The sequence below is a fragment of the Lactobacillus sp. Sy-1 genome (assembly GCF_019303535.1).
In the GTDB taxonomy this organism is placed as follows: Bacteria; Bacillota; Bacilli; order Lactobacillales; family Lactobacillaceae; genus Nicoliella.
Window position 1 is genome coordinate 1,111,012 of record NZ_JACCIU010000001.1, and the last position, 25,373, is coordinate 1,136,384.

Consider the following 25,373-nt stretch of genomic DNA (forward strand, 5'->3'; position numbering starts at 1 on the left):
TTAGATAAACTTAACGAATTTCTTGTTACTGGTTAGGTACTTACCATTTCCAATATAGAATCTGGTAATTCCCTTGTATTTAACAACCTTTTGAATCTTGACCTTAGAGCCGGTCTTGTAGAACTTGTTTCTAGTTGTAAATTGTTTTTCACCATGGATCAATGCACCCTTAGGATTGATAACCTTAACGGTATTTCTACCCTTCAAGTCTGATTGTTGATAGTAAGCACTTACAACATAGTTGTGGTTAGCAGTAATGTAGGTGCCCTTTCCATTGGATGAGACATCCTTAACATAGTAACGAACTAATCCACTTGAAGAAATTGCAATCTTGCTAATTCTAAACTTATCAATGTTTGTTCCAGACATCTTCGAAGACTTAGCAACCCGTTCTTTGACCGAGAAGGTTGGATTCTTGTAGAAGTAGATCTTCTTCTTGTTGTAAACATAGCTAGCATGCTTAGTTAACTTAGCATTAAAGCCAGCAATGTATCCGTCCTTGTATCCGGTAGTTTCACCACTAAGTGAAGCAGCAGCAATCGTATCGGAGTTAGCTTGAGCTTTTCCAATTGCATATTGACTCGTGTATACAGCATGCCCGATTGTATATGCCCTTGCAAAGTCACTAGCATAGGATGAACTTGCTCCAGATGGAGTTAGTGAGGATGCGTTATTGGATCCAGCAACATATCCATCGTATGCACCTTGATAAGTTACTTGGCTAGCATACGAAGTATCTTTAGCCTTACCACTTTCAGCATCTCTTACCCCAATTTCAAAGTAGTTCTCAGCTAGACTAGCAGCCGAAGTGGCACTAGCACTGGCACTACTTAGAGCACTGGATTCAGCACTTTGAATTGCACTGGAAACGCTAGCATTTTCTGAACTAGCAGCTGAAGCACTCTTAGCAGCGCTATTAGCTGTACTTTGTACTTGAGCAGCACTCATAGCAGATGAAGCAATGCTATTAGCATTAGCAGCACTTTGACTATTAGCAAGAATCTGTGGTTCAAGCGATGCTGCAATTGAATTTGCAACTGAAGCAACTGAGGCCGCACTTTGAGCAATGCTGTTTTGAACGTTTGCTTGGCTAGCCGCAGAATCTGCAACGGAACGTGAGTAACTGGCAATGCCATTGTCACCAACGGAAGCTGCGGATTTAGCAGCAGAAGCAGCACTGGATGCAAGGGTATTGTCATTGTTAGCAACTACCTTAGCAGCATTTGCAACACTATTTGCTGAACTAGCAACACTGTTTGCTGAACCAATTGTGATTGCAGCAGAACTTACAAATGTTGCGTTAACACTTGCAGCAACTGCAGCGCTATTAGCAAGCGTTGCTAATGATGCAATGGAGGCATCACCAGAATTATTGCTAGCAATTGAAGCAATTGCAGTGGCGATGGAAGCAGTCGCACTAGCATTCGAAGCCACTTGATAGACAACACTATTTGCATGGATACTTACTTGCGCATTATTACTTGCCGCAGAACTTGCAATTGCAGCAGCACTGTTAGCTCCTGAGTTAGCAGAACTAGTTGAAACTGAGTCCGCACTAGCAACCACCGCGTTGGAAGCAGCTAGATATGCGTTAGAAGCAAGTCCGTATGCACTCGAAGCTTGTGCATTTAGTGAACTAGCAGATCCCTGTTCAGCAATTGCAGTCGAAGCAGCGGAACCAGCGATTGATGTGTTAACACTAACCAGTGCGTTGGCTGATTGTAAGGTTACACTGTTTGACTTCGCAGCGCTAGTTGCAGATGCTGCCAAACTATTGTAGGTGTTTCCAGCGCTAACGTTTCCTTCAACAAAGTAGGAGTTAGCTTGTTGTGCAGCAGAACTAGCAAATGCAGCAGAAGCTTGAACGATAATGTTAGTCGTATTTACCAATGAGCTAGCCGATTCAGCAATCACTCTGGCACTATTAGCAATACTGTTTTGAACTGTAGCATCACTATTCAATGCTGTTGCAGCCTTAGCAGCAGAAGCAACAATTGAATTCTGTGAATTAAGCACTCCATTAGATGGGTACTTGCTATTCATACTTGCAATGGCAATAGCACTTGAAGCAATTGATTGACTATCTGTATTCGTAACCGTAGCAGCAGAACTAGCAGCCTTCGCATAGCTAATTGCTTGGCTATCATCAGCACTGGCAGAACCGCTAACTTCCCCGGCAACACTAGCAATTGAATTAGTTTCGTTGGTAGTGGAGTTAGCAACGCTAATTCCGACATTTGCAGCAGCTACTTCGGAGTTAACAACTGAATTAGCTGAACTGGCAATTGCGCTAGCACTTTGGGCAACGCTGTTACCTGAAGTGGCAACTGATTGTGCAGATGATCCAATCGAAGCTAATGAAGCAGCAGCATCAGATGCAGAATCAGCTTGACTTCTGTAGAGTGAAATCGTGTTGGCAGCTGATTCAGCGAGTGAGCGAGCCGAACTAGTACTTGCACTGTTTCCTAGTTGAGCATAAGAACTAGCAGCACTATTAGCACTTTCGGCAGAGGCGTTCGCACTAGTTGCAGCGCTTAATGCTGAGTTAGCAGTTTGACTGGCGCTCTTAGCCTCAACATAAGCAGAACTAGCAACCAATGCGGCTGATGAAGCTGCGTTGGCAGCGTTAGTTGCAACCGTAGCAACTGATGCAGCAAGCTGAGCATTGGATTGAACAAATTGATCCCGTGGATATGCAGAAGCAACTGATGCAGCAGCATTTGCGTTCGAAGTTGCCCCTTGAGCAGCGGATACAGCACTAGCAGCTTGTTGAGAAGCAACTAAGCTATTACCAGCAGTTTGAACGTTAACTGAACTAGTAACTTGTGAATCAACAATAATCTTAGCAATGTCATTTTGAGCATTACTATTAGCAACGGATGCCCGCGCAGCATCACTATCTGCGAGACTTGCTTGAACAGCGCTATTCGTTGCATCACTGATGATCGTAGATACTGAGTTAGCAGCTGACTCATCGGTTAGTGCGGCACTAGCAGCACTGGCTGCAACGGATGAGCTTGCTGAAGCATCGTTATAAGCTGATGCAGCAACGCTTTCCATAGTAACCGCATTCGAAGCATTTGCAGATGCGAACGAGTTGTATTGACTAGCATTGGCATAATCATGGGCACTGGTTGCGCTCGCAGCTAGCGAAGCGTAAATTCCAGCAATTCGTGAGTTTTCACTAGCAACTGCGTTCACACTATTAACGACAATCGCTGCAGAGCTAACCTTAGCAGTAGCTGAGTATGCCAAACTCTTTTGCATTCCAGCATCATTATTCAAGCTAGTCAATTGAGCAACCCCAGAGTTAACTACCTGAACGGCAGCACTAACGGTAGCGTTCCCTGAATTGGTAGCGGCAATTGAGTTAACCAAGCTTGCTGAATTTTGGCCCTTAGCAGAATCGCTAGCAACAGCAACTGAAGCAGAGGCAGCAATTGAAGCATTTGTACTAGTGGTATTCAAATCACCATTAGTTTCACTAGCGTAACTAGTGGTGTTACTAAAGGCACTAGCTGCAGCGCTACTGTTGTTGGCCGTGTTACTTTCGGCATTCGATGTTGCAGCATCATTTGCTGAACTAGCAATGGCGGCGGCTGAAGCAGCTGCACTTTGATCAGAGATGGCCTTGGAAGCAGCAACACTAGCAACACTCTTAGCCGAACTTGCGGTAGCAGCTGCAGATGAAGCAGCACTTTGTAAACTAGCCATACTGTTAGCAGTGGAAGCTGCTTGACTATTGTAGACACTTCCGGCAGAAGTATCACCCTTCGCATAAGCAGAGCTAGCAGCAGAGTTAAGACTATTAACGTTTACAACCGCTGCACTCGCATTAGCTGAAGCCGAGTTAGCAACCGAGGCAGCGACGCTAGCAGCACTAGCGGCACTGGTTGCAACACTAGATTGATAGTCAGCATCAGATTGCTTAGCGGCAGTCGTGCTGGCTGCACTATTGGCAATTGAAGCCTGTGAAGCAATGAAACTATTCGTTGGGTTAGCAGAAGCAGCGGCACTGGCTGCAGATGCATCACTTTGAGCATTGCCGTTAAAGTTGTTCGTTGCAGAAGCAGCGGAAACAGCTTGACTAGCGTAACTTGATGCTGATGCAGCATCATTGTCTGCTTTATTAGCAGCGCTATTAATGTCATTAGCGTAGCTACTTGCGGTGCTAGCAGCAGAAACCCCACTTTGACTCCCTGACTTAGCAGCATTGGAAGCACTTGATGCAACTGAATTAGCAGATGATGCAACTGAATTAGCACTACTTGCAGTACTGCTATCACTAGCAGCCTTAGAAGCAGCGGAACTAGCAGTGGAGGCATTTGAACTCGCAGCACTGGCAGCGCTACTTGCAACACTGCTTGCACTATTAGCAGCGCTAGCAGCACTCGATGCAATAGATGCAGCATTTGATGCGGCAGAACTATCACCATTTTGAGCGGCAGAATTAGCAGCACTGGCGGCACTCGATGCAATTGAACTAGCAGTGGAGGCAGCAGTCGATGCTGAACTAGCAGTTGAATTGTTGCTATTTGCAGCACTAGCAGCACTCGACGCAGTTGAGTTAGCACTTGAAGCATCATTGGAAGCTGAGTTAGCAGTTGATGCGGCACTCGATGCAATTGAAGCAGCGGAGCTCATCGTACTGTTACCTGGTTGTGCAGCGGCTTGACTAGCAGCAGCACTGGCAGCATTGTTGGCCTGACTAGTGGCAGATGAAGTATCACTGTTGTTAGAACTAGTATCACTTGCAGCACTATTTGCAGTTGAAGCAGCTGATGATGTTGCACTAGTAGCTGATGATGCAGCAGAACTAGCAGCAGAGGCAGCACTATTATTAGAAGAAGCCGATGCGGCACTCGAGGCAGCTGAATTAGCTTGCTTAGCAGCATCAACGGCACTAGTAATCGTATTTTCATAACTATTAGCAGCAGAGCGATCATTAATTGCGGCTGAGGCAGCAGAACTGGCTACGCTGGCAGCAGAAGCAGTGATCGAAGCTGCACTAGATGCAATTGCAACTTGAGCACTAGCACTATCTGCAGCACTGGCAGCACTAACGTTTAATGCTGAAGCCTGCGTGTAGTTACCAGCACTATTAGCGGAAGCTGCTTGACTAGCGTAAACACTGGCCATTGCAGCTGCTGAACTAGCAGTAACACTTGCGTTATTTGCATCACTAGCAGCGGATTTAGCAACGCTAGCAGCGCTGGAAGCTACGCTATTTTGCTTATCAGCATCAGCCTTAACACTATTAATTGCGGAACTAGCACTACTTACAACTGCTGCGGCAGAACTAATTGCAGCGTTACTTGGGTTAGCTGAAACATATGAGCTCATCGTAGCACTTTGACCATCTGCCTTTGCAGAGTCACTAGCAACTGCACTGTCAGCTGATGATGCTTGACTAGCATAGTTAACTGCAGCTGAAGCATTAGCATTTGCGGCACTAGCAAAACTAGAAGTTGCGGCACTAGCACTTGCAGCTTCTGAACTAGCCGCACTAGCACTATTAGTCCCATTTTGGGCTGCTGAAGCAGCGGCAGCGGAAGCAGCAGATTGGGCTGAGGCTAATGAAAGTCCAGCATCATTAGCTTTACTTTCATCTGAAGCGGCTTGACTAGCGGCACTTTGGGCCACCTTAGTCAAACTATCAGTAGCAGCCGTAGCGCTATTGGCAACCACCACCGCATTACTTGCGGCACTAGCAGCAGATTGGGCTTGAACCGTCATTTGTGAACCAAGAACGTTGTTTCCGGCAGCATAAGCTGAAACAGCTTGACTGTAGAAGGTATTCGCAAATGATTGTGCATTTGCAACCGTGTTACTTGCAGAACTAACAATGTTTACGTTTGCACTAACCGCACTGTAGGCACTAGCTGCAATTCCACTTTGGGATTTAGCATCTGAATTAGCACTATTAATAACGTTCATTGCACTAGTTGCAACACTAACGGCTGATTGGAAAGCACTATTCCGTGGATCGTTATTGTAGTAACTATTGATAACGCTATTAGCTTGACTATCTAGAACCGCATTAGAACTTACCACACTGGCAGCAGAACTAGCAATAGCAGCGTATGAAGATGCAGCAGATTGATTAGCAGTTGCAGTATTGTAATCAACGGTTACTGCACTAGCAGCTGAACTAACGGTGCTAGATGCTAAGCTAGCAGCACTAGTTCCACTAGAAGCACCATTAGCGGTACTGTTGGCACCACTTTCGGCACTATTAACGATTGCGGATTGAACGTTAATATTTCTTACGTCATTGGAAGCTTGAGCAGCAGCAGCACTAGCAATGTTAGTGTAGCTTTGAACAGCCGTGGAGTTTGTAAGCACTTGTTGAGCAATCGAACTAGCGTAGGTAACCGCATTTGCAGCGGAACCAGCAAATAACGATGCTGCAGCATTATTACCATTCAAGTAAGCAACGTTTGCAAATGAATCATAATTAGATACTTGAGCTGAATATCCAGAAAGCATGTTTAGAAGTCCAACGTTATCAGTACTTACACTACTTGCAGCACTGGCAGCACTAACGGCAGTGCTGGATTGAATGTCAGCATCACTAGCATACGATTGAGCTGCAGAGTTAGCAGAACTAGCAGCTGATGCGTAACTAGCAATCGTGCTGTTCAGTGAGTTAGCACTAGCTAAACTTTGAACACTAGCATTGGCAGAGTTAACGGATGTCGCATTACTATTTGCCGTATTAGCATACGAAACGGCTTCAGAAGCATACGAACTAGCTAGCTTAGCATTGACGTTAGCTCCACTAGCAGCGCTATTGGCAACCGAACCAGCCGATGAAACAGCATTGCTATTGTTAGTAGCAGTTCCTGCAGCACTACCAGCTTCACTAGCAGCTGAACTAGCAGTTTGACCAGCACTGGCAATTACTACGTTTGCAGATGAAGCAGTTTGTTCAGCAGCTTCAGCAATTGAAGCTGCGACACTAGCTGCAACTACCGCTGAACTAGCAACACTGGATTGAACAGTAGCATCACTTTGGTAAGCAGATAAACTAGCAGCAGCACTAGCAGCTTGGGAATTCAAGATGCTTCCGGCCGAGAAGTTTCCAGCAGTAAATTCTGAAACAGCTTGACTTGCAAAGTTATTTACGACTACCACTCCAGAACTAGCAGCCCTATTATCGGAACTAACTTGCATTGATGCGGCACTCGCAACGCTAGCAGCAACAGAAGCCACGCTAGCTTGGGTTTGTGCAACGTTGTTAGCAGAAGCAACCACTGAGGCAGCAGAACTAGCAACCACGTTAGCACTCGATACAACCGCATTGTTTGGATTAGCAGAAGCTAAACTAGCAACTGAGGCAGCTTGGGCAACTGCTTGACTATTGTAACCACTGGTTACAACTGCAGCTGAACTAGCATTCTTGGAGTATGATCCAGCAAGTGAAACGTTAACACTCGTTTGTCCAGCAATTACTGAAGTAGCACTAGCGTAACTTGAAGCAGTACTGTTTGCGGTAGAAGCACTTCCTGAACCAGCGTTAGAACTCTTAACAGCATCACTAGCGGCACTATTGGCACTGCTTGCAACTGAGTTCGCTGAGGAAGCAATACTATTATCAGAACCAGTCCGATCAGCAGCAGAACTAGCAGTTGATGCAGCAGAACTAGCAATTGAAGCGGCCTTACTTGCAGCAGCGCTGGCACTCGATGCCGCACTCGATGCACTAGATGCAATTGATGCAGCACTAGATGCAGCGGAACTATCACCATTATTGGCAGCAGAACTAGCAGCGGCAGATGCAGAACTAGCAATTGAAGCGGCATTACTTGCATCGTTAGAAGCTGATGATGCATCATTCGATGCGCTCGATGCAATTGATGCAGCACTCGATGCCGTAGATGCAGCGGAACTAGCATCCGAAGTAGCGGAACTAGCAGCAGCAGAAGCAGAGTTTGCAGTTGAAGCAGCAGAACTGATTACCGCATTGCTTGGGTTAGCCCCCGCAGCGGAATTAGCAGCACTCGCAGCCTTACTTGCAGCGGCAGAGTTACTAGAAGCGCTATTGGCAGCAGAACTAGCGGTCGATGTAGACGAGCTAGCCATTGATGCAGCGGAACTAGCTGCACTTGAGTTAACACTGGCAGCACTGGATGCCATGGATGTCTTATTAGCAGCATTTGAAGCAGAACTAGCGGTACTTGTAGCAGCACTGGCTACGCTAGCAGCATTTACAGCACTGTTAATCGTGTTGAGATAACCAGCTGCAGCGTTTTGATCATTGACTGCAGCGCTAGCGGCACTAGATGCATCGTTCTTGGCACTAGCAGCGGCATTGGCGGCACTTTGTGCAAATGAAATTTGTGCATTCGCCGCATCAGCAGCACTCGCAGCACTAACGTTTAACACGGAAGCTTGTGAGTAATTACCAGCATTATTAGCAGAAATAGCCTGACTAGCGTAGACACTAGCCATGTTGGCATTCGAACTAGCTATTACACTAGCATTGTTAGCTGAGTTTGCAGCCGCACTGGCTACGCTAGCAGCAGTGGACGCCTTTGCATTTTGACTATCAGCATCACTCTTAACGCTGTTAAGCGCCGCACTAGCTGAGTTCATTACAATCGCGGCACTACTAATTGCAGCATTCCCAGAATTACCGGCTACGTAACCGCTCATCGTTGCACTTTGTACAGCAGCACTGGCGGCATCTTTATTAACCACGCTATCAGCAGAAGATGCAACGCTGGCATAGCTACCTGCTGCGGATGCATCTGCATTGGCAGCACTCGCAAAGCTACTAGTCGTAGCACTTGCATTTGCTGCTTCTGCACTAGCAGAACTGGCACTAGCACTTCCGTTATTTCCAGCACTAGCTGCAGAACTAGCATTGCTATTAGCGTTTGAAGCATCACTGGCAGCACTAGCTGCTGCGTTACTTGCACTGGATGCAGCATTATTAGCAGAAGTAGCAGCACTGGCGGCAGAATCTGCAGCGGATTTAGCTGACGCAGCTGCTGAGGCAGCATTTGATGCATCTGAAGCAGCAGAACTAGCAATGGATTTGGCAGTTGATGCTGCACTACTGTTTCCAGAGTTAGCAGCTGCTGAGGCATCACTGGCAGCACTAGATGCAATCGAAGCAGCAGTTGATGCTGCATTGGATGCTGAATTTGCAGCGCTACTTTGAACACTAGCAACTGAAGCAGCAGAGCTAGCAATTGAAGCCGCGGAACTAGCATTGGAAGCATCACTGGCAGCAGTCGAAGCGGCCTTGTTGGCTGATGACGCATAAGATTGAACGGTTGAGTTACTTGCGTTGGCTGAAGCAGTAGAAGCAGCTGCTGAGGCAGCGGAAGTAGCTGCACTCGCAGTGCTTGCAGCGGAGCTAGCAGTGTTAGATGCAGCGGAAGCAGCGGAAGTAGCAGTTGAAGTATCAGACTTAACTGCGGCACTGGCACTGGATGCGTTTCCGGAGTAACTACCTGCTTGACTAGCAGAGTTTGAAGCCGATTTAGCATCATTAGCAGCAGCACTGGCAATGCTTGCGGAAGCAATTGCTGAATTAACTGCATCATTTTGAGCAGCCGCAGCACTAGCAATCGCACTAGCAGAACTAGCAGCTGACTTACCAGCATCCGTCGCACTTTGAGCAGTGGCACTAGCGTTGTTAGCATTCGTAGCATTCGTAGCGGCAGCGGAAGCAAAGCTAGCGGCAGTTGAATTATAAACGCTGGCTTGTGAGTAATTTCCAGCACTATTAGCAGAAATTGCTTGACTAGCAGCCGTACTTGCAAGGCTAGCATTCGTGGAAGCCTTTGAGTTTTCATTATTTGCAACTGAAGCAGCCGTACTTGCAGCGATATATGCGGAACTAGCAACACTGGAGTAACCACTCGTAGCGGCCTTATCACTGGTAAGTGCAGAACTAGCACTTTGATATGCTGAGTTAGCAGAACTAATGGCAGCATTGCTAGGGTTGTTCGAAACGTAGTTACTCATTGCAGATGATTGTTGAGTAGCATTGTTAGAGTAACTTGCTACTACACTATCTGCAGATGATGCAACTACACTAGCTGACTTAGCAGCACTTGCATTTTCATTAGCACCACTTGCAGCGTTTGAAGCGGCATTGCTTGCTGAAGATGCGGCAGAACTAGCACTATTTGCTGATGATGTAGCGCCACTGCCCTCGTTAGAAGCAGTAGAACTAGTAGCAGATGCAATGCTGTTCAATGAACTAAAGGCAACGTTAGCAGCACTTTCATCGGAAACGGCTTGACTAGCAGCGGTACTTGCAACAGCAGTTAGACTAGTAGTCAATGATGCATAGTTGCTGGTATTAACAGCAGTTGAGCTAGCAAAACTAGCATATGATTCAGCACTAACCATTGCACTGCTTCCGGCAGAAACATTCCCAGCATTGTAAGCAGAAACAGCCAAACTATTTGCGATACTTACAGCAAGGGTAGCATTAGAAACAGTGACACTAGCATTGCTGATCAATGCGTAGTATGAGTTGACAGCAGAAGTAGCACTGGATGCCATACTCTTTTGAGATTGGGCATCGCTATTAATATTATTAACAACGGCAGTTAAGCTGTTAGCAGCAGAGGCATAGGTCTTAAATGCTGAGTTAGCAGGATCATTAGCCAAGTAGCTATTAATCGTGCTATTAACAGCAGTTGCGGAGCTATTAACGCCACTAACGACTCCGGCGGCACTAGCTGCGATTGAATTGTAGGAATTAGCAGATGAAACGTTAGCCCCAGCAGTATTAAAGTTGGCATTAATTGCACTAGCTGCAGAACTATAAGCAGCAGAAGCAGAACTAGCAGCACTATTCCCATTATTATTGGCTGTAGAAGCACTGGATGCAGCAGCAGAGGCACTATTAAACGATCCAATTTGAACGCCAATTTGTGCAACATCACTTGCGGCCTTAGAAGCAGCAAGACTAGCAATGTTCGTGTAACTAAGAATTGCACTGGAGTTAGCCACTAACGTTTGAGCAGCAGTCGATGCATCACTGGCAGCAGAACTAGCAACACTAGCGTTAAAGCTTCCTGCTGATGAGTTCCCAGCCAAGTAAGCGGAGTTAGCAGATGAAACATATTGAGCAACCGTGTTAGATGCACTAACAATGGCATTACTTAATGAACCATCAGAACCGTGAACGCTATTTGCGGCAGCGGCAGCACTAGCTGCGATGGATGCTTGACTACTTGCGTCTGCAGAGTAGGAAGAAATTAAAGTGTTAGCAGTACTTGCAGCAGTAGCAGCACTAGCAATTGCTGCATTGGCTGAGTTTGCGGATGCAAGACTTGCAATACTGTTGTTAGCTGCATTGATACTAGTGGCATTGGAAGAAGCCAAGCTTGCTGATGAAGATGCATTTGAAGCATAGGAATTAGCTAAACTAGCATTGGCGCTATCACCAGCAAACACACTGCCGGCAACTGAGTTAGCTGAAGAAGCGATGCTGTTGTTGGTACTTCCTCCATTAGCAGCATTCGAAGCTTGGGTAGCAGCTGATTGAGCATTACTTACAGCATTCGAAGCACTTACTGAAGCGGCTCTAGCGGCAGCTTGATCAGCAATGGCCTTAGAAGCTGCAATTGATCCAATCGTAGTAGCGGAAGCTGCGATTGATGCTTGCTTAGAAGCATCGTTAGCTTGGGCACTCATACCAACGGCGGCACTAGACGCTTGGGCAGCAAGCGTACTTCCAGTTACGGCATCACCATTCGTGTAAGCCGTGTTAGCGGAAGCAACTAAACTGTTAACACTAGCGGCGGTTAAGCTGGCGTTGTTAGAGTCCAACTTAGCCTGACTAGCAGCAGCGGAAGCAACCGCATAGGCACTGTTGGCAACGCTGGATTGAATGTTAGCATCGGACAAGGCACTTGCGGTAACCGAAGCAGCAGAACTGGCAACGGCAGTGGCACTAGCAACTACGCTATTGGTGCTATTAGCAGAAGCAATCTTTTGAGCAGCAGCAGCGTTATTTTGGGCCCCACTATTGTAACCACTAGTTACAACGGCAGCGGAACTAGCTTGTGATGCATAAACGGATGCTTGGTTCGCATTGGAAATTGCATTACTGGTGCTTACACTCGTTGCTACAGCATAGGAACTAGCCACGCTAGAAGTCCCAGCGTTGTTATTAGCAGCAGCACTGGCTGCACTTGCCGTTGAGTTAGCCGCACTATTGGCACTAGATGCGGTACTGTTGGCAGCACTGGCATTGTTGCTTGCAGCAGCAGCGGTACTGTTAGCGGAAGTGGCATCACTAGCATATGAGTCTGCAGCTGACTTAGCGGCAGCGGCAGCACTGGCTGCGTTAGATGCATCACTAGCAGCTGATTCAGCAGTTGACCGAGCGGAGCTGGCCGTACTATTGTCACCATTTTGAGCGGCGTTGGAAGCGACACTCGCAGCACTGGCTGCGATGGAGTTAGCCTTTGATCCAGCAGCAGCAGCGGAACTAGCAATTGAGTTTTGAGAAGCCGTATTGGAAGCATCAGCACTCGCCTTACTGCTTGCTGAAGCGGCGGTTGAAGCGGCCGTACTTGCAGCGGCAGCAGCGCTGGTGGCACTAGAAGCCAATGACTTAATGGCTGCGTTACTTGGGTTAGCAGAGGCCGTTGAGTTAGCAGAGGCAGCTTGACTAGCAGCAGCGGAGGCAGAAGCAGCGGCACTATTAGCGGTGCTTGAAGCAGCGGAATTAGCGCTATTAGCAGTTGAATTATCAGAAGTTACGGCTGCGCTATCGCTTTGGGCATTACTATTGTAGCTAGATGCTGAGTTAGCAGCGTTCGATGCGGCGGAAGCATTCGATGCAGCAGTATTCGCAACTGATGCAGCAGCAACGGCAGAGTTAACAGTATTGTTAAGCCCTGAAGCAACTGCTTCTTCGGAAACAGCTGAGCTAGCGGCTGTTTGAGCCGTTGTATTAGCATTTGATGCAGCAGCACTTGCATTTTGAGCGGTACTTGCATTTTGACTAGCTAATGAAGCATAGCTAGCAGCGGCAGAGTTAAATGCCCCTGCTTGTGAATAGTTTCCAGCACTAGCAGCTGAAGCAGCTTGAGCAGCATTTGAATTAGCAAGACTAGTATTGATAACCGCATTTGAGTTGGCACTATTTGCAACTACAGCGGCAGAACTAGCAACACTATAAGCAGAACTAGCGGTTGAAGAGAATCCATCTGTAGCAGCCTTAGCACTGGATAATCCATTACTTGCTGAACTCAATGCCGAACTAGCAGCACTGATTGCTGAATTGCTTGGATTTGCACTAACGTAACTACTCATTACTGAGCTTTGCGTGTTTGCATTGTTAGAGTAACTAGTAACAACTACATCAGCAGAAGCAGTAACGGAGTTAGCAACAGATGCACTCGTAGCGTTGGCATTAGCTCCACTTGCAGCGTAAGACGCAGCTGTACTTGCGGAATTGGCAGCACTAGTGGCACTTGACATAGCACTTGAAGTGCCGGAGTTGGCATTAGATGCAGCAGAACTAGCAGCTGCGTTTGCGGAGTTCAATGAAAGCATTACGTTAGAAGCAGATTGCATATCGTTTACTGCTTGACTAGCAGCACTTTGGGCAACCGATGTTAAAGTAGCGGTTTCAATTGCAGCATTGGTTGCAATTGAAGCTTGTTGACTCGCAACGGATGCCGCAGTAACGGCAGTCGCAGTGTAGCTTGAGCCCCCCGTAGTATTTCCAGTTGCATAAGCAAAACTGGCTTGAGTATTTGCATTACTGATTGCAACGATTGCGCTAGAGATAGTTGCACTCGCATTCGTAATTACCCCAATTTGTGAAGTAACTGCAGCGGAAGCACTTCCGGCAATGCTTCTTTGGTTAGCGGCATCAGAATTATAACCGTTGATTGCAGTAACGGCACTGGATGCATAACTAGCGGCACTCTTGAACGTGGAATCACTTGGATCATTGCTAAGGTAAGCATTAATTGAACTAGCAATTGCACTTGCATTGATAGAATTTCCACTCACTACTGAAGCAGCAGAACTGGCAATACTGTAAGCGGAACTAGCAGCAGCACTATTCGCATTGGCGATTGAAGCAGCCGTAGAATTTGTAGCGGATGCAGAACTAGCGGTGGATGAAGCCCCACTTCCAGCATTGTTTCCACTATTAGCGGCTGAATTAGCACTATTAGCAGCACTGGCAGCACTATTAAAGTTACTAATTTGGACCCCAATTTGAGTAACGTCATTAGAAGCACTAGCCGCAGCAAGACTGGCAATGTTCGTGTAACTAAGAATTGCACTTGAATTACTAATCATTACCTGTGCGTTAACACTTGCAACTGAGGCAGCGGAACTAGCAGTGGATGAGTAGATATCACCGGCACTGGTATTTCCAGCAAGGTAAGCTGAGTTCGCAGCAGAAACCGTAGTGGTTACTACATTAGATGCACTCGAGATTGCAGTGGTAAGTGAACCATCGGAAGCATGAATGCTGTTTGCAGCAGATGCGGCACTCGCAGCGATTGATGCTTGGGAACTAGCATCGTTAGCATAAGAATTAATCATGGAGTTAGCAGTACTTGCAGCAGTAGCAGCGCTAGCGATTGATTGGTTCAAGGAGTTGTTCTTTGCAAGACTAGCAATACTATCGTTAACTGCATTGATGCTAGTAGCATTCGAAGATGCTAATTTGGCCGATGAAGATGCATTTGAAGCATAGGAGTTAGCTAAACTAGCGTTAGTACTATTTGCACTATTAACGTTGATAGCTACTGAATTCGCTGAGGAAGCAGTGCTATTATTAGCACTTCCACCACTAGCAGCATTTGAGGCTTGGTTAGCAGCTGATTGAGCAGCTGCTTCAGCAGTTGCTGCACTTACAGATGCAGCACTAGCAACAGCCTGATCAGCAATGGCCTTAGAAGCTGCAATTGATCCAATCGTAGTAGCGGAAGCTGCGATTGATGCTTGCTTAGAAGCATCGTTAGCTTGGGCACTCATACCAACGGCGGCACTAGACGCTTGGGCAGCAAGCGTACTTCCAGTTACGGCATCACCATTCGTGTAAGCCGTGTTAGCGGAAGCAACTAAACTGTTAACACTAGCGGCGGTTAAGCTGGCGTTGTTAGAGTCCAACTTAGCCTGACTAGCAGCAGCGGAAGCAACGGCATAGGCACTGTTAGCAACGCTGGATTGAACGTTAGCATCGGACAAGGCACTTGCGGTAACAGAAGCAGCAGAACTGGCAACGGCAGTGGCACTAGCAACTACGCTATTGGTGCTATTAGCAGAAGCAAGCTTTTGAGCAGCGGCAGCGTTATTTTGGGCCCCACTATTGTAACCACTAGTTACAACGGCAGCGGAACTAGCTTGTGATGCATAAACGGATGCTTGGTTCGCATTGGAAATTGCATTACTGGTGCTTACACTCGTTGCTACAGCATAGGAACTAGCCATGCTAGAAGTCCCAGCGTTGTTATTAGCAGCAGCACTGGCTGCACTTGCCGTTGAGTTAGCCGCACTATTGGCACTAGATGCGGTACTGTTGGCAGCACTGGCATTGTTGCTTGCAGCAGCAGCGGTACTGTTAGCGGAAGTGGCATCACTAGCATATGAGTCTGCAGCTGACTTAGCAGCAGCGGCAGCACTGGCTGCGTTAGATGCATCACTAGCAGCTGATTCAGCAGTTGACCGAGCTGAGCTGGCCGTACTGTTGTCACCACTTTGAGCGGCGTTGGAAGCGACACTCGCAGCACTGGCTGCGATGGAGTTAGCCTTTGATCCAGCAGCAGCAGCGGAACTAGCAATTGAGTTTTGAGAAGCCGTATTAGAAGCATCAGCACTCGCCTTGCTGCTTGCTGAAGCAGCGGTTGAAGCGGCCGTACTTGCAGCGGCAGCGGCGCTGGTGGCACTAGAAGCCAATGACTTAATGGCTGCGTTACTTGGGTTAGCAGAGGCCGTTGAGTTAGCAGAGGCAGCTTGACTAGCAGCAGCGGAGGCAGAAGCAGCGGCACTATTAGCGGTGCTTGAAGCAGCGGAATTAGCGCTATTAGCAGTTGAATTATCAGAAGTTACGGCTGCGCTATCGCTTTGGGCATTACTATTGTAGCTAGATGCTGAGTTAGCAGCGTTCGATGCGGCGGAAGCATTTGATGCTGCAGTACTTGCAGTTGATGCAGCAGAAACCGCTGAATTAACTGCACTATTTTGAGCTGCAGCAGCACTAGCAATCGCACTGGCGGAAGTAGCTGCTGATTGTCCAGCAATCGTTGCTGATTGAGCAGAAACGCTATCATTAGAAGCGTTCGAAGCATTGGTAGCAGCAGCGGAAGCAAAACTAGCTGCAGATGAGTTAAAGGCACTAGCTTGAGAATAGTTTCCGGCATTATTTGCAGAAATTGCTTGGCTAGCATTTACGCTAGCAAGACTAGCATTTGATTTCGCATTGTTTGCTTCACTATTAGCAGCACTAGCAGCAGTACTTGCAGCAATATATGCGGAACTAGCTACACTGGCGTAACCACTTGTAGCAGCCTTATCACTGGCAAGTGCAGAACTAGCACTTTGATATGCTGAGTTAGCAGAACTAATGGCAGCATTGCTAGGGTTGTTCGAAACGTAGTTACTCATTGCAGATGATTGTTGAGTAGCATTGTTGGAGTAACTAGCTACCACGCTATCTGCAGATGATGCAACCGAACTAGCTGACTTAGCAGCACTGGCATTTGCATTTGCACCGCTTGCATATGAAACTGCATTGGAACTAGCTATGCTAGCAGCAGAACTAGCACTATTTGCTGATGAAGCAGCGCCACTGCCTTCGTTAGCAGCGGTTGAACTAGCAGCTGAAGCAACACTATTCAGTGAACCAAAGGCTGCATTAGCAGACTTTTCATCTTGAACAGCCTGACTAGCAGCTGTACTTGCAACGGCAGTCAAACTTGTTGATAAGGAAGCATAGTTACTGGTTGATACCGCTGTTGAACTGGCAAAATTAGCGTATGATGCTGCACTAACCATTGCGCTACTTCCTGCGGAAGTATTCCCGGCATTGTAAGCTGAAACTGCTTGACTATTTGCAACGCTAGCAGCAACGGATGCATTAGAAACAGCAACAGATGCGTTGCTGATCAATACGTAATAAGAATTAACGGCTGAATCAGCAGTAGCAGCCGTACTCTTTTGCGTCTGAGCATCACTATTGAGACCATTGATGGTTGCAGTAATGCTATTAGCAGTCGAAGCATAACTCTTGAATGCTGAATTGGTTGGATCATTATTCAAGTAGCTGTTAACGGTTCCGTTAACAGCATTTGCAGAACTATTAACCCCACTTACAACACTAGCAGCACTGGATGCAACTGAATTGTAAGCGTTAGCTGAAGTTACATTCACACCAGCGGTATTAAAGTTATTGTTAATTTGAGAAGCAGCAGAACTGTAGGCACTGGATGCCGAACTAGCAGCACTACTTCCCCCTTGATTAGCAGCAGCAGCACTGGCAGCAGCTGCTGAAGCACTATTAAAGCTATTGATTTGAATCCCGATGTTTTGGACATCCTGAGCTGCACTAGCAGCAGCAGCACTAGCAACATTTGTTAATGAAAGAATAGTAGTAGAATTGCTTAACATTACCTGCGCATTAACACTTGCTGTCGAAGCGGCGGTACTAGCAGTAGCTGCGTAGCTATCACCAGTACTAGTATTCCCTGCTAGGTATGCTGAATTAGCAAGTGAAACATTGTTAGAGACAGCAATCGAAGCACTACTAATAACAGCAGTTACTGAACTATCACCATTGCTGTGAATTGAAGTTGCAACGCTAGCTGCACTAGCAGCAATGCTCTTTTGATTTTGTGCATCACTATTTAGTGAAGCAATGGTGCTGTTAGCTAAACTAGCGGCCAATGCGGCACTGGCAACGGATGCATTAGCAGAGTTTGCTGAAGCAAGACTAGCAACCCCACTATTAATAGCGTTGATACTTGTGGCATCTGATGAAGCTAAACTAGCTGAAGATGAAGCATTTACTGCATATGAATTAGCAGCACTAACATTATTACTGTCAGCACCATTAACACTTCCAGCAACACTTGCTGCAGAACTAGCAGTACTATTATTACTATTTCCACTATTAGCAGCGTTATTAGCGGCACTGGCAGCTGAATTAGCAGTATTCATTGCAACTGATCCTGCATTGTATGCAGAACTAGCAATTGATTGATCGACAATTGCTTGGGAAGCTGCAATTGAAGCCTTTTGAGTTGCAACGGAAGCAACAGAAGCAGCATTAGAAGCCATACTTGCTTGTGAACTAAGGCCAGGTAATGCGGCAGATGCCTGAGCAGCGTAAATCGAACCGGTAATTGCATCACCATTAGCATAGGCACTATTAGCAACAGCAATTAAGCTGTTAACCATGGTAACAGCGGAACTAGCAGCTGCAGAAATACTAGTTGCACTTACCACAGCACTAGAAGCAACTGCGTATGCACTATTAGCAACGCTTGATTGGTTATTTGCGTCTGATAATGCACTTGCGGTAACTGAAGCGGCAGATTCCACAATGACAGTTTGACTTGCTACTACGCTATTCTTACTATTAGCAGCATCAAGAACCTTAGCAGCAGCAGCATTACTCTGGGCCCCACTATTGTAACCACCAGTAGCAACAGCAGCAGAACTGGCTTGCGATGCGTAAACTGATGCTTGACCAGCAGCAGCTACAGCATTAGAGGTATTAGTCCCAACAACCGTGTTATAGCTACTTGCAGACGAAGAAGTTCCAGAATTGTTTCCAGCAGCGGAAGTAGCGGCACTCGCAGTCGAGTTAGCAGCACTATTTGCACTTGATGCAATACTGTTAGCGGCACTTGCATTGTTACTTGCACTTGATGCAATGCTGTTAGCAGAAATAGCATCATTAGCATATGAGTCTGCAGATGACTTAGCGGCAGCAGCGGCACTCGCAGCGTTCGATGCCACAATTGCAGCAGAACTAGCAACCGAAGCGGCAGAACTAGCAGTTGAACTATCACCATTTTGAGCAGCGCTAGATGCTGCTGCTGCTGCACTAGTGGCGTTATTATTAGCAATTGATCCCTGAATAGCAGCGGAACCTGCAATTGAATTCTGATTGGCAGCATTTGATGCGTCTGCACTAGCCCTACTGCTTGCTGAAGCAGCAGTTGAAGCAGCAGTTGAAGCAGCAGCAGCAGCACTAGTAGCACTAGAAGCCAATGACTTAATTGCTGCGTTACTTGGGTTAGCAGATGCAGTCGAGTTAGCAGATGCAGCCTGGCTAGCAGCAGCAGATGCGGAAGCAGCCGCACTATTAGCAGTGATTGAAGCAGCTGAATTAGCGCTATTAGCAGTCGAAGCATCAGAAGTAACAGCTGCGCTGTCACTTTGAGCGTTACCGTTGTAACTAGAAGCAGCACTTGCAGCGTTCGATGCATTGGATGCATAACTAACAGCGGCATTTGCAACTGATGCAGCAGCAATGGCAGAGTTAACGGAACTATTGAGCCCTGAGGCAACTGATTCTTCAGAAACAGCGGAATTAGCAGCAGCAATAGCGGAGTTAGCAGCATTCTTCGCAGTTGAACTTGCGTTTTGAGCATTAGTTGCGTTTTGACTAGCTAACGATACATAACTAGCAGCAGTAGAATTAAATGCACTCGCTTGTGAGAAGTTTCCAGCGTTAGCTGCAGAAGCAGCTTGAACAGCATTCGAATTAGCAAGACTAGCATTGGTGCTTGCATTGATGGATTCAGTATTTGCAGTTGAAGCTGCAACACTAGCAACGCTATAAGCAGAACTAGCAGTTGAAGAGAATCCATCAGTAGCGGCCTTAGCACTTGATAAACCAGTGCTTGCAGAACTTAATGCAGAGTTAGCAACGCTAATTGCAGCATTACTTGGATTAGCACTAACGTAATTGTTCATTACTGAACTCTGGGAGTTCGCATTGTTAGAGTAGCTAGTAACGACTGCGTCGGCAGAGGCTGCCATAGAATTAGCATTAGATGCCCGATTAGCATTGGCATTCGCCCCACTCGCAGCATAGGAAGCAGCTGCACTAGCTGCACTGGCTGCACTAGTGGCACTTGACGTAGCACTTGAAGTTCCAGCGTTGGCATTCGATGCAGCTGAGCTAGCGTCTGCACTTGCTGAGTTCAATGAGAGCATGACGTTAGAAGCAGAATTCATGTCATTTATCGCTTGACTGGCAGCACTTTGTGCAATTGAAGTCAAAGTATTGGTATCCGAAGCAGCACTTTGCGCAATTGAAGCTTGTAGACTAGCGGTTGAAGCAGCAGCAACAGCTGTACTAACGTAAACAGCGGCACTGGCCATGCTTCCAGTCTTATAAGCAAAGCTGGCTTGAGTGTTCGCATTGCTAATTGCAACGATTGCACTAGAGATCGTTGCACTCGCATTCGTAATTACTCCAATTTGTGAAGTAACCGCAGCGGATGCACTTCCGGCAATGCTTCTTTGGCTAGCGGCATCGGAATTGTAGCTATTGATTGCAATAACGGCATTAGAGGCATAATTAGCAGCACTCTTGAACGTAGAATTACTTGGATCATTATTCAAGTAAGCATTGATTGAGTTAGCAATTGCACTGGCATTAATAGCGTTTCCACTCACTACCGAAGCAGCGGAACTGGCAATACTGTAAGCCGAACTAGCAGCAGCACTATTAGCAGTAGCAGTATTTGCCGCCGTAGAGGTGGCCCCAGATGCGGAACTAGCAGTCGATGAAGCGCCGCTTCCGGCATTATTCCCACTAGTTGCAGCAGCAGCAGCACTATTAGCGGTACTTACTGCACTACTAAAGTTGCTGATTTGAACCCCAATCTGACTAACATCATTAGCAGCCTTAGATGCAGCGGTACTAGCAATGTTAGTGTAGCTAAGGATTGCACTAGAGTTATTGATCATTACCTGAGCATTAGCACTGGCAGTTGAAGCCGCAGTACTAGCAGTAGCAGCGTAACTATCCCCAGCAGTGGTACTTCCTGCTAGGTACGCAGAGTTCGCAGAGGCAACGTTCGTTGCAACCGCAACGGACGCACTTGAAATTGCAGAGCTAAGGGATCCATCTGATCCATGGATACTATTTGCAACTGAAGCAGCACTCGAGGCGATGGACTTTTGATCTTGTGCATCAGAGTTGAGAGCGCTAATTGCATTGTTAGCCGAACTAGCAGCACTCGCAGCACCAGTAATGATTGGGTTGTTAGAATTGCTTTGCGCCAAACTAGCAACACTCGTATTGATCGTATTGATGCTTGTAGCATCAGAATCAGCAATTGAAGCATAGCTAGAAGCTAAACTAGCATAGGAGTTAGCTGAGCTAATATTCGCATTGTTCCCAGCCACGACACTTCCGGCAACTGAATTAGCTGAACTAGCCTTACTATTATTCGCACTCCCATTAGAGTTGGCTCCAGATGCTTGACTAGCAGCCGAACTAGCGGCCGTTGAGGCCCCTGATAATACTACATAGGCAGATGAAGCATCCTTTTCAGCAGCAACTGCAACTGAAGCAGCTGAACTGGCAGTAATAACTGCAGTGGATGCAATTCCAGATTGCACTGCCGCATCGCTTTGGTAAGCAGCTAAATTAGCAGCGGCACTTGATGCCTGAGCGTTATAAACAGCTCCAGCAGTAGCATTCCCAGTGTTATATTCAGAAACGGCTTGACTAGTAAGCGAGTTAACGGTAATTACCCCATTGCTGACGGCAACATTGTCACTCGCTGCCTTAGCGGCAGCAGCACTCGCAGCACTGGCAGCACTTGAGGCAACTGTATTTGCACTAGCAGCAACTACGTTTGCAGAAGCAACCACTGCAGCAGCTGAAGTGGCCACCGAATTTGCACTAGAAACTAGCGTGTTAGTTGGATTAGCCGAAGCAATTGCGGCCGTCGAGGCAGCTTGGGCAACTGCTTGACTATTGTAATTACTAGTTAATGAAGCCGCAGAACTAGCGATTGAAGCATATGAGCTAGCAGACTGTGCATTCGTGTTAGTTTGACTAGCCATAATTGAGGTTGCACTAGCATAACTAGATGCAGAACTGTTCGTGTTAGAAGCACTACTGGATCCAGCTGCAGAACCAGCTGCTGCTGAATTGGCAGCACTATTAGCACTGGATGCAACAGCACTAGCCGAAGCAGCATTACTACTGTCTGCAGAAGCCTGGTTAGCAGCGGAGCTAGCGATTGATGCATGGGAGCTCGCAGCACTGGCAGCACTCGAGGCGATTGCACTCGCACTTTGCGCAGCACTGGCAGCACTCGAGGCGATTGAAGCTTGCATCGAAGCCGTGGAACTATCCCCACTTTGAGCAGCAGCAGAAGCTGCGGCAGAAGCACTTGAGGCAATCACACTCGCACTATTAGCATTACTGGTAGCAGAACTAGCGTTCTTACTATCATTAGCAGCATCAGAGGCCGCACTCGAGGCAGTCGATGCTTGTGAACTAGCGTCATTGGCAGCAGAACTAGCAGCACTGGCAGCCGACTTAGCAGTGGATGCAGCGGAACTGATCACTGCATTGCTTGGGTTAGCAGAAGCGGTCGCAGCAGCACTCGCAGCAGCAGTAGATGCCGAAGCAGCTGATTGCCCAGCGGAACTGGCATCATTACTTGCTGAAGTAGCAGCCGAAGCAGCTTGTGATGATGATGAACCCGCAGCAGAGCTACTAGTATTAGCCCCACTATCAGCGGAGGAAGCAACACTTGAATAACCACTAGCTTGACTAGCATAACTAGCAGCGGCACTGGCATTTGCAGCACTCTGGTATGCAGAGTTCGCAGCACTCGCTAATCCAGAAGCAACAACGGCTTCTGAACTTGCGGAATTACCGGCACTAACTGCAGATGCAGTTACTGAAGCAGCAACAGAGCTAGCGTTAACTGCATTATTAGCATTCTGAGAAGCTGCAGAAGCATATGCTGCTGCAGTGGAGTTCAAAGCACTCGCCTGTGAGTAGTTACCAGCTAAATTAGCGCTAGTAGCAGCACTCGCATTCGAATTAGCAACACTGGCGTTGAAACTTGCCAATGTGTTTTCACTATTAGCAACGGAAGCGGCAGAACTAACTACACTGTAAGCAGAACTAGCAGTTGCAGAGTAGCTATCAGTAGCAGTCTTGGCACTGGTTAAACCAGCGCTGGCACTGTTATAAACCGAGTTAGCAGTACTGATTGCAGAATTACTAGCGTTATTGCTTACGAATGCACTCATGGCAGAGCTCATGCCACTCGCATTGTTAGAATAGCTAGTAACAGCAGCATCAGCGGATGAAGCCACTGAATTAGCACTCGATGCAACCTTGGCATTAGCATTGGCACCACTAGCAGCACTGCTGGCAGTACTACTTGCGGATGAAGCCATACTACTTGCACTAGATGCAGCTGATGAGGCTCCTGAACCGGCATTCGATGCAGCTGAGCTAGCGTCTGCACTTGCTGAGTTTAATGACAGCATGACGTTAGAAGCAGAATTCATGTCATTTACCGCTTGACTGGCAGCACTTTGTGCAATTGAAGTCAAAGTATTGGTATCCGAAGCAGCACTTTGCGCAATTGAGGCCTGTAGACTAGCGGTTGAAGCAGCAGCAACAGCTACACTAACGTAAACAGCGGCACTGGCCATACTTCCAGTCTTATAAGCAAAGCTGGCTTGAGTGTTCGCATTGCTAATTGCAACGATTGCACTGGAGATCGTTGCACTCGCATTCGTAATTACTCCAATTTGTGAAGTAACCGCAGCGGATGCACTTCCGGCAATGCTTCTTTGGTTAGCGGCATCGGAACTGTAACTATTGATTGCAGTAACGGCGCTAGAGGCATAATTAGCAGCACTCTTGAACGTAGAATTGCTTGGATCATTATTCAAGTAAGCATTGATTGAGTTAGCAATTGCACTGGCATTAATAGCGTTTCCACTCACTACCGAAGCAGCGGAACTGGCAATACTGTAAGCCGAACTAGCAGCAGCACTATTAGCAGTAGCAGTATTTGCCGCCGTAGAGGTGGCTCCAGATGCGGAACTAGCAGTCGATGAAGCGCCGCTTCCGGCATTATTCCCGCTAGTTGCAGCAGCAGCAGCACTATTAGCGGTACTTACTGCACTACTAAAGTTGCTGATTTGAACCCCAATCTGACTAACATCATTAGCAGCCTTAGATGCAGCGGTACTAGCAATGTTAGTGTAGCTAAGGATTGCACTAGAGTTATTGATCATTACCTGAGCATTAGCACTGGCAGTTGAAGCTGCAGTACTAGCAGTAGCAGCGTAACTATCCCCAGCAGTAGTACTTCCTGCTAGGTATGCAGAGTTCGCAGAGGCAACGTTCGTTGCAACCGCAACGGACGCACTTGAAATTGCAGAGCTAAGGGATCCATCTGAACCATGGATACTATTCGCAACTGAAGCAGCACTTGAGGCGATGGACTTTTGATCTTGTGCATCAGAGTTGAGAGCGCTAATTGCATTGTTAGCCGAACTAGCAACACTGGCAGCACCAGTAATGATTGGATTGTTAGAATTGCTTTGCGCTAAACTAGCAACACTCGTATTGATCGTATTGATGCTTGTAGCATCAGAATCAGCAATTGAAGCATAGCTAGAAGCTAAACTAGCATAGGAGTTAGCTGAACTAATATTCGCATTGTTCCCAGCCACGACACTTCCGGCAACTGAATTAGCTGAACTAGCCTTACTATTATTCGCACTCCCATTAGAGTTGGCTCCAGATGCTTGACTAGCAGCCGAACTAGCGGCCGTTGAGGCCCCTGATAATACTACATAGGCAGATGAAGCATCCTTTTCAGCAGCAACTGCAACTGAAGCAGCTGAACTGGCAGTAATAACTGCAGTGGATGCAATTCCAGATTGCACTGCCGCATCGCTTTGGTAAGCAGCTAAATTAGCAGCGGCACTTGATGCCTGAGCGTTATAAACAGCTCCAGCAGTAGCATTCCCAGTGTTATATTCAGAAACGGCTTGACTAGTAAGCGAGTTAACGGTAATTACCCCATTGCTGACGGCAACATTGTCACTCGCTGCCTTAGCGGCAGCAGCACTCGCAGCACTGGCAGCACTTGAGGCAACTGTATTTGCACTAGCAGCAACTACATTTGCAGAAGCAACCACTGCAGCAGCTGAAGTGGCCACCGAATTTGCACTAGAAACTAGCGTGTTAGTTGGATTAGCCGAAGCAATTGCGGCCGTCGAGGCAGCTTGGGCAACTGCTTGACTATTGTAATTACTAGTTAATGAAGCCGCAGAACTAGCGATTGACGCATATGAGCTAGCAGACTGTGCATTCGTGTTAGTTTGACTAGCCATAATTGAGGTTGCACTAGCAT

At 47.1% G+C, this 25,373-nt stretch carries 1 protein-coding gene (running past one end of the window); it reads right to left on the reverse strand.

Annotated elements, in window-relative coordinates; all coding sequences use genetic code 11:
- On the reverse strand, positions 1-25,373 hold the 3' portion of the coding sequence (locus tag HZL42_RS04730; RefSeq protein ID WP_219054520.1) for a DUF5776 domain-containing protein. It continues 15,574 nt past the right edge of the window; 25,373 of the gene's 40,947 nt are visible here — the last part of the coding sequence; its start codon lies off the right edge, out of view — the gene reads right to left on this strand; its stop codon occupies positions 1-3.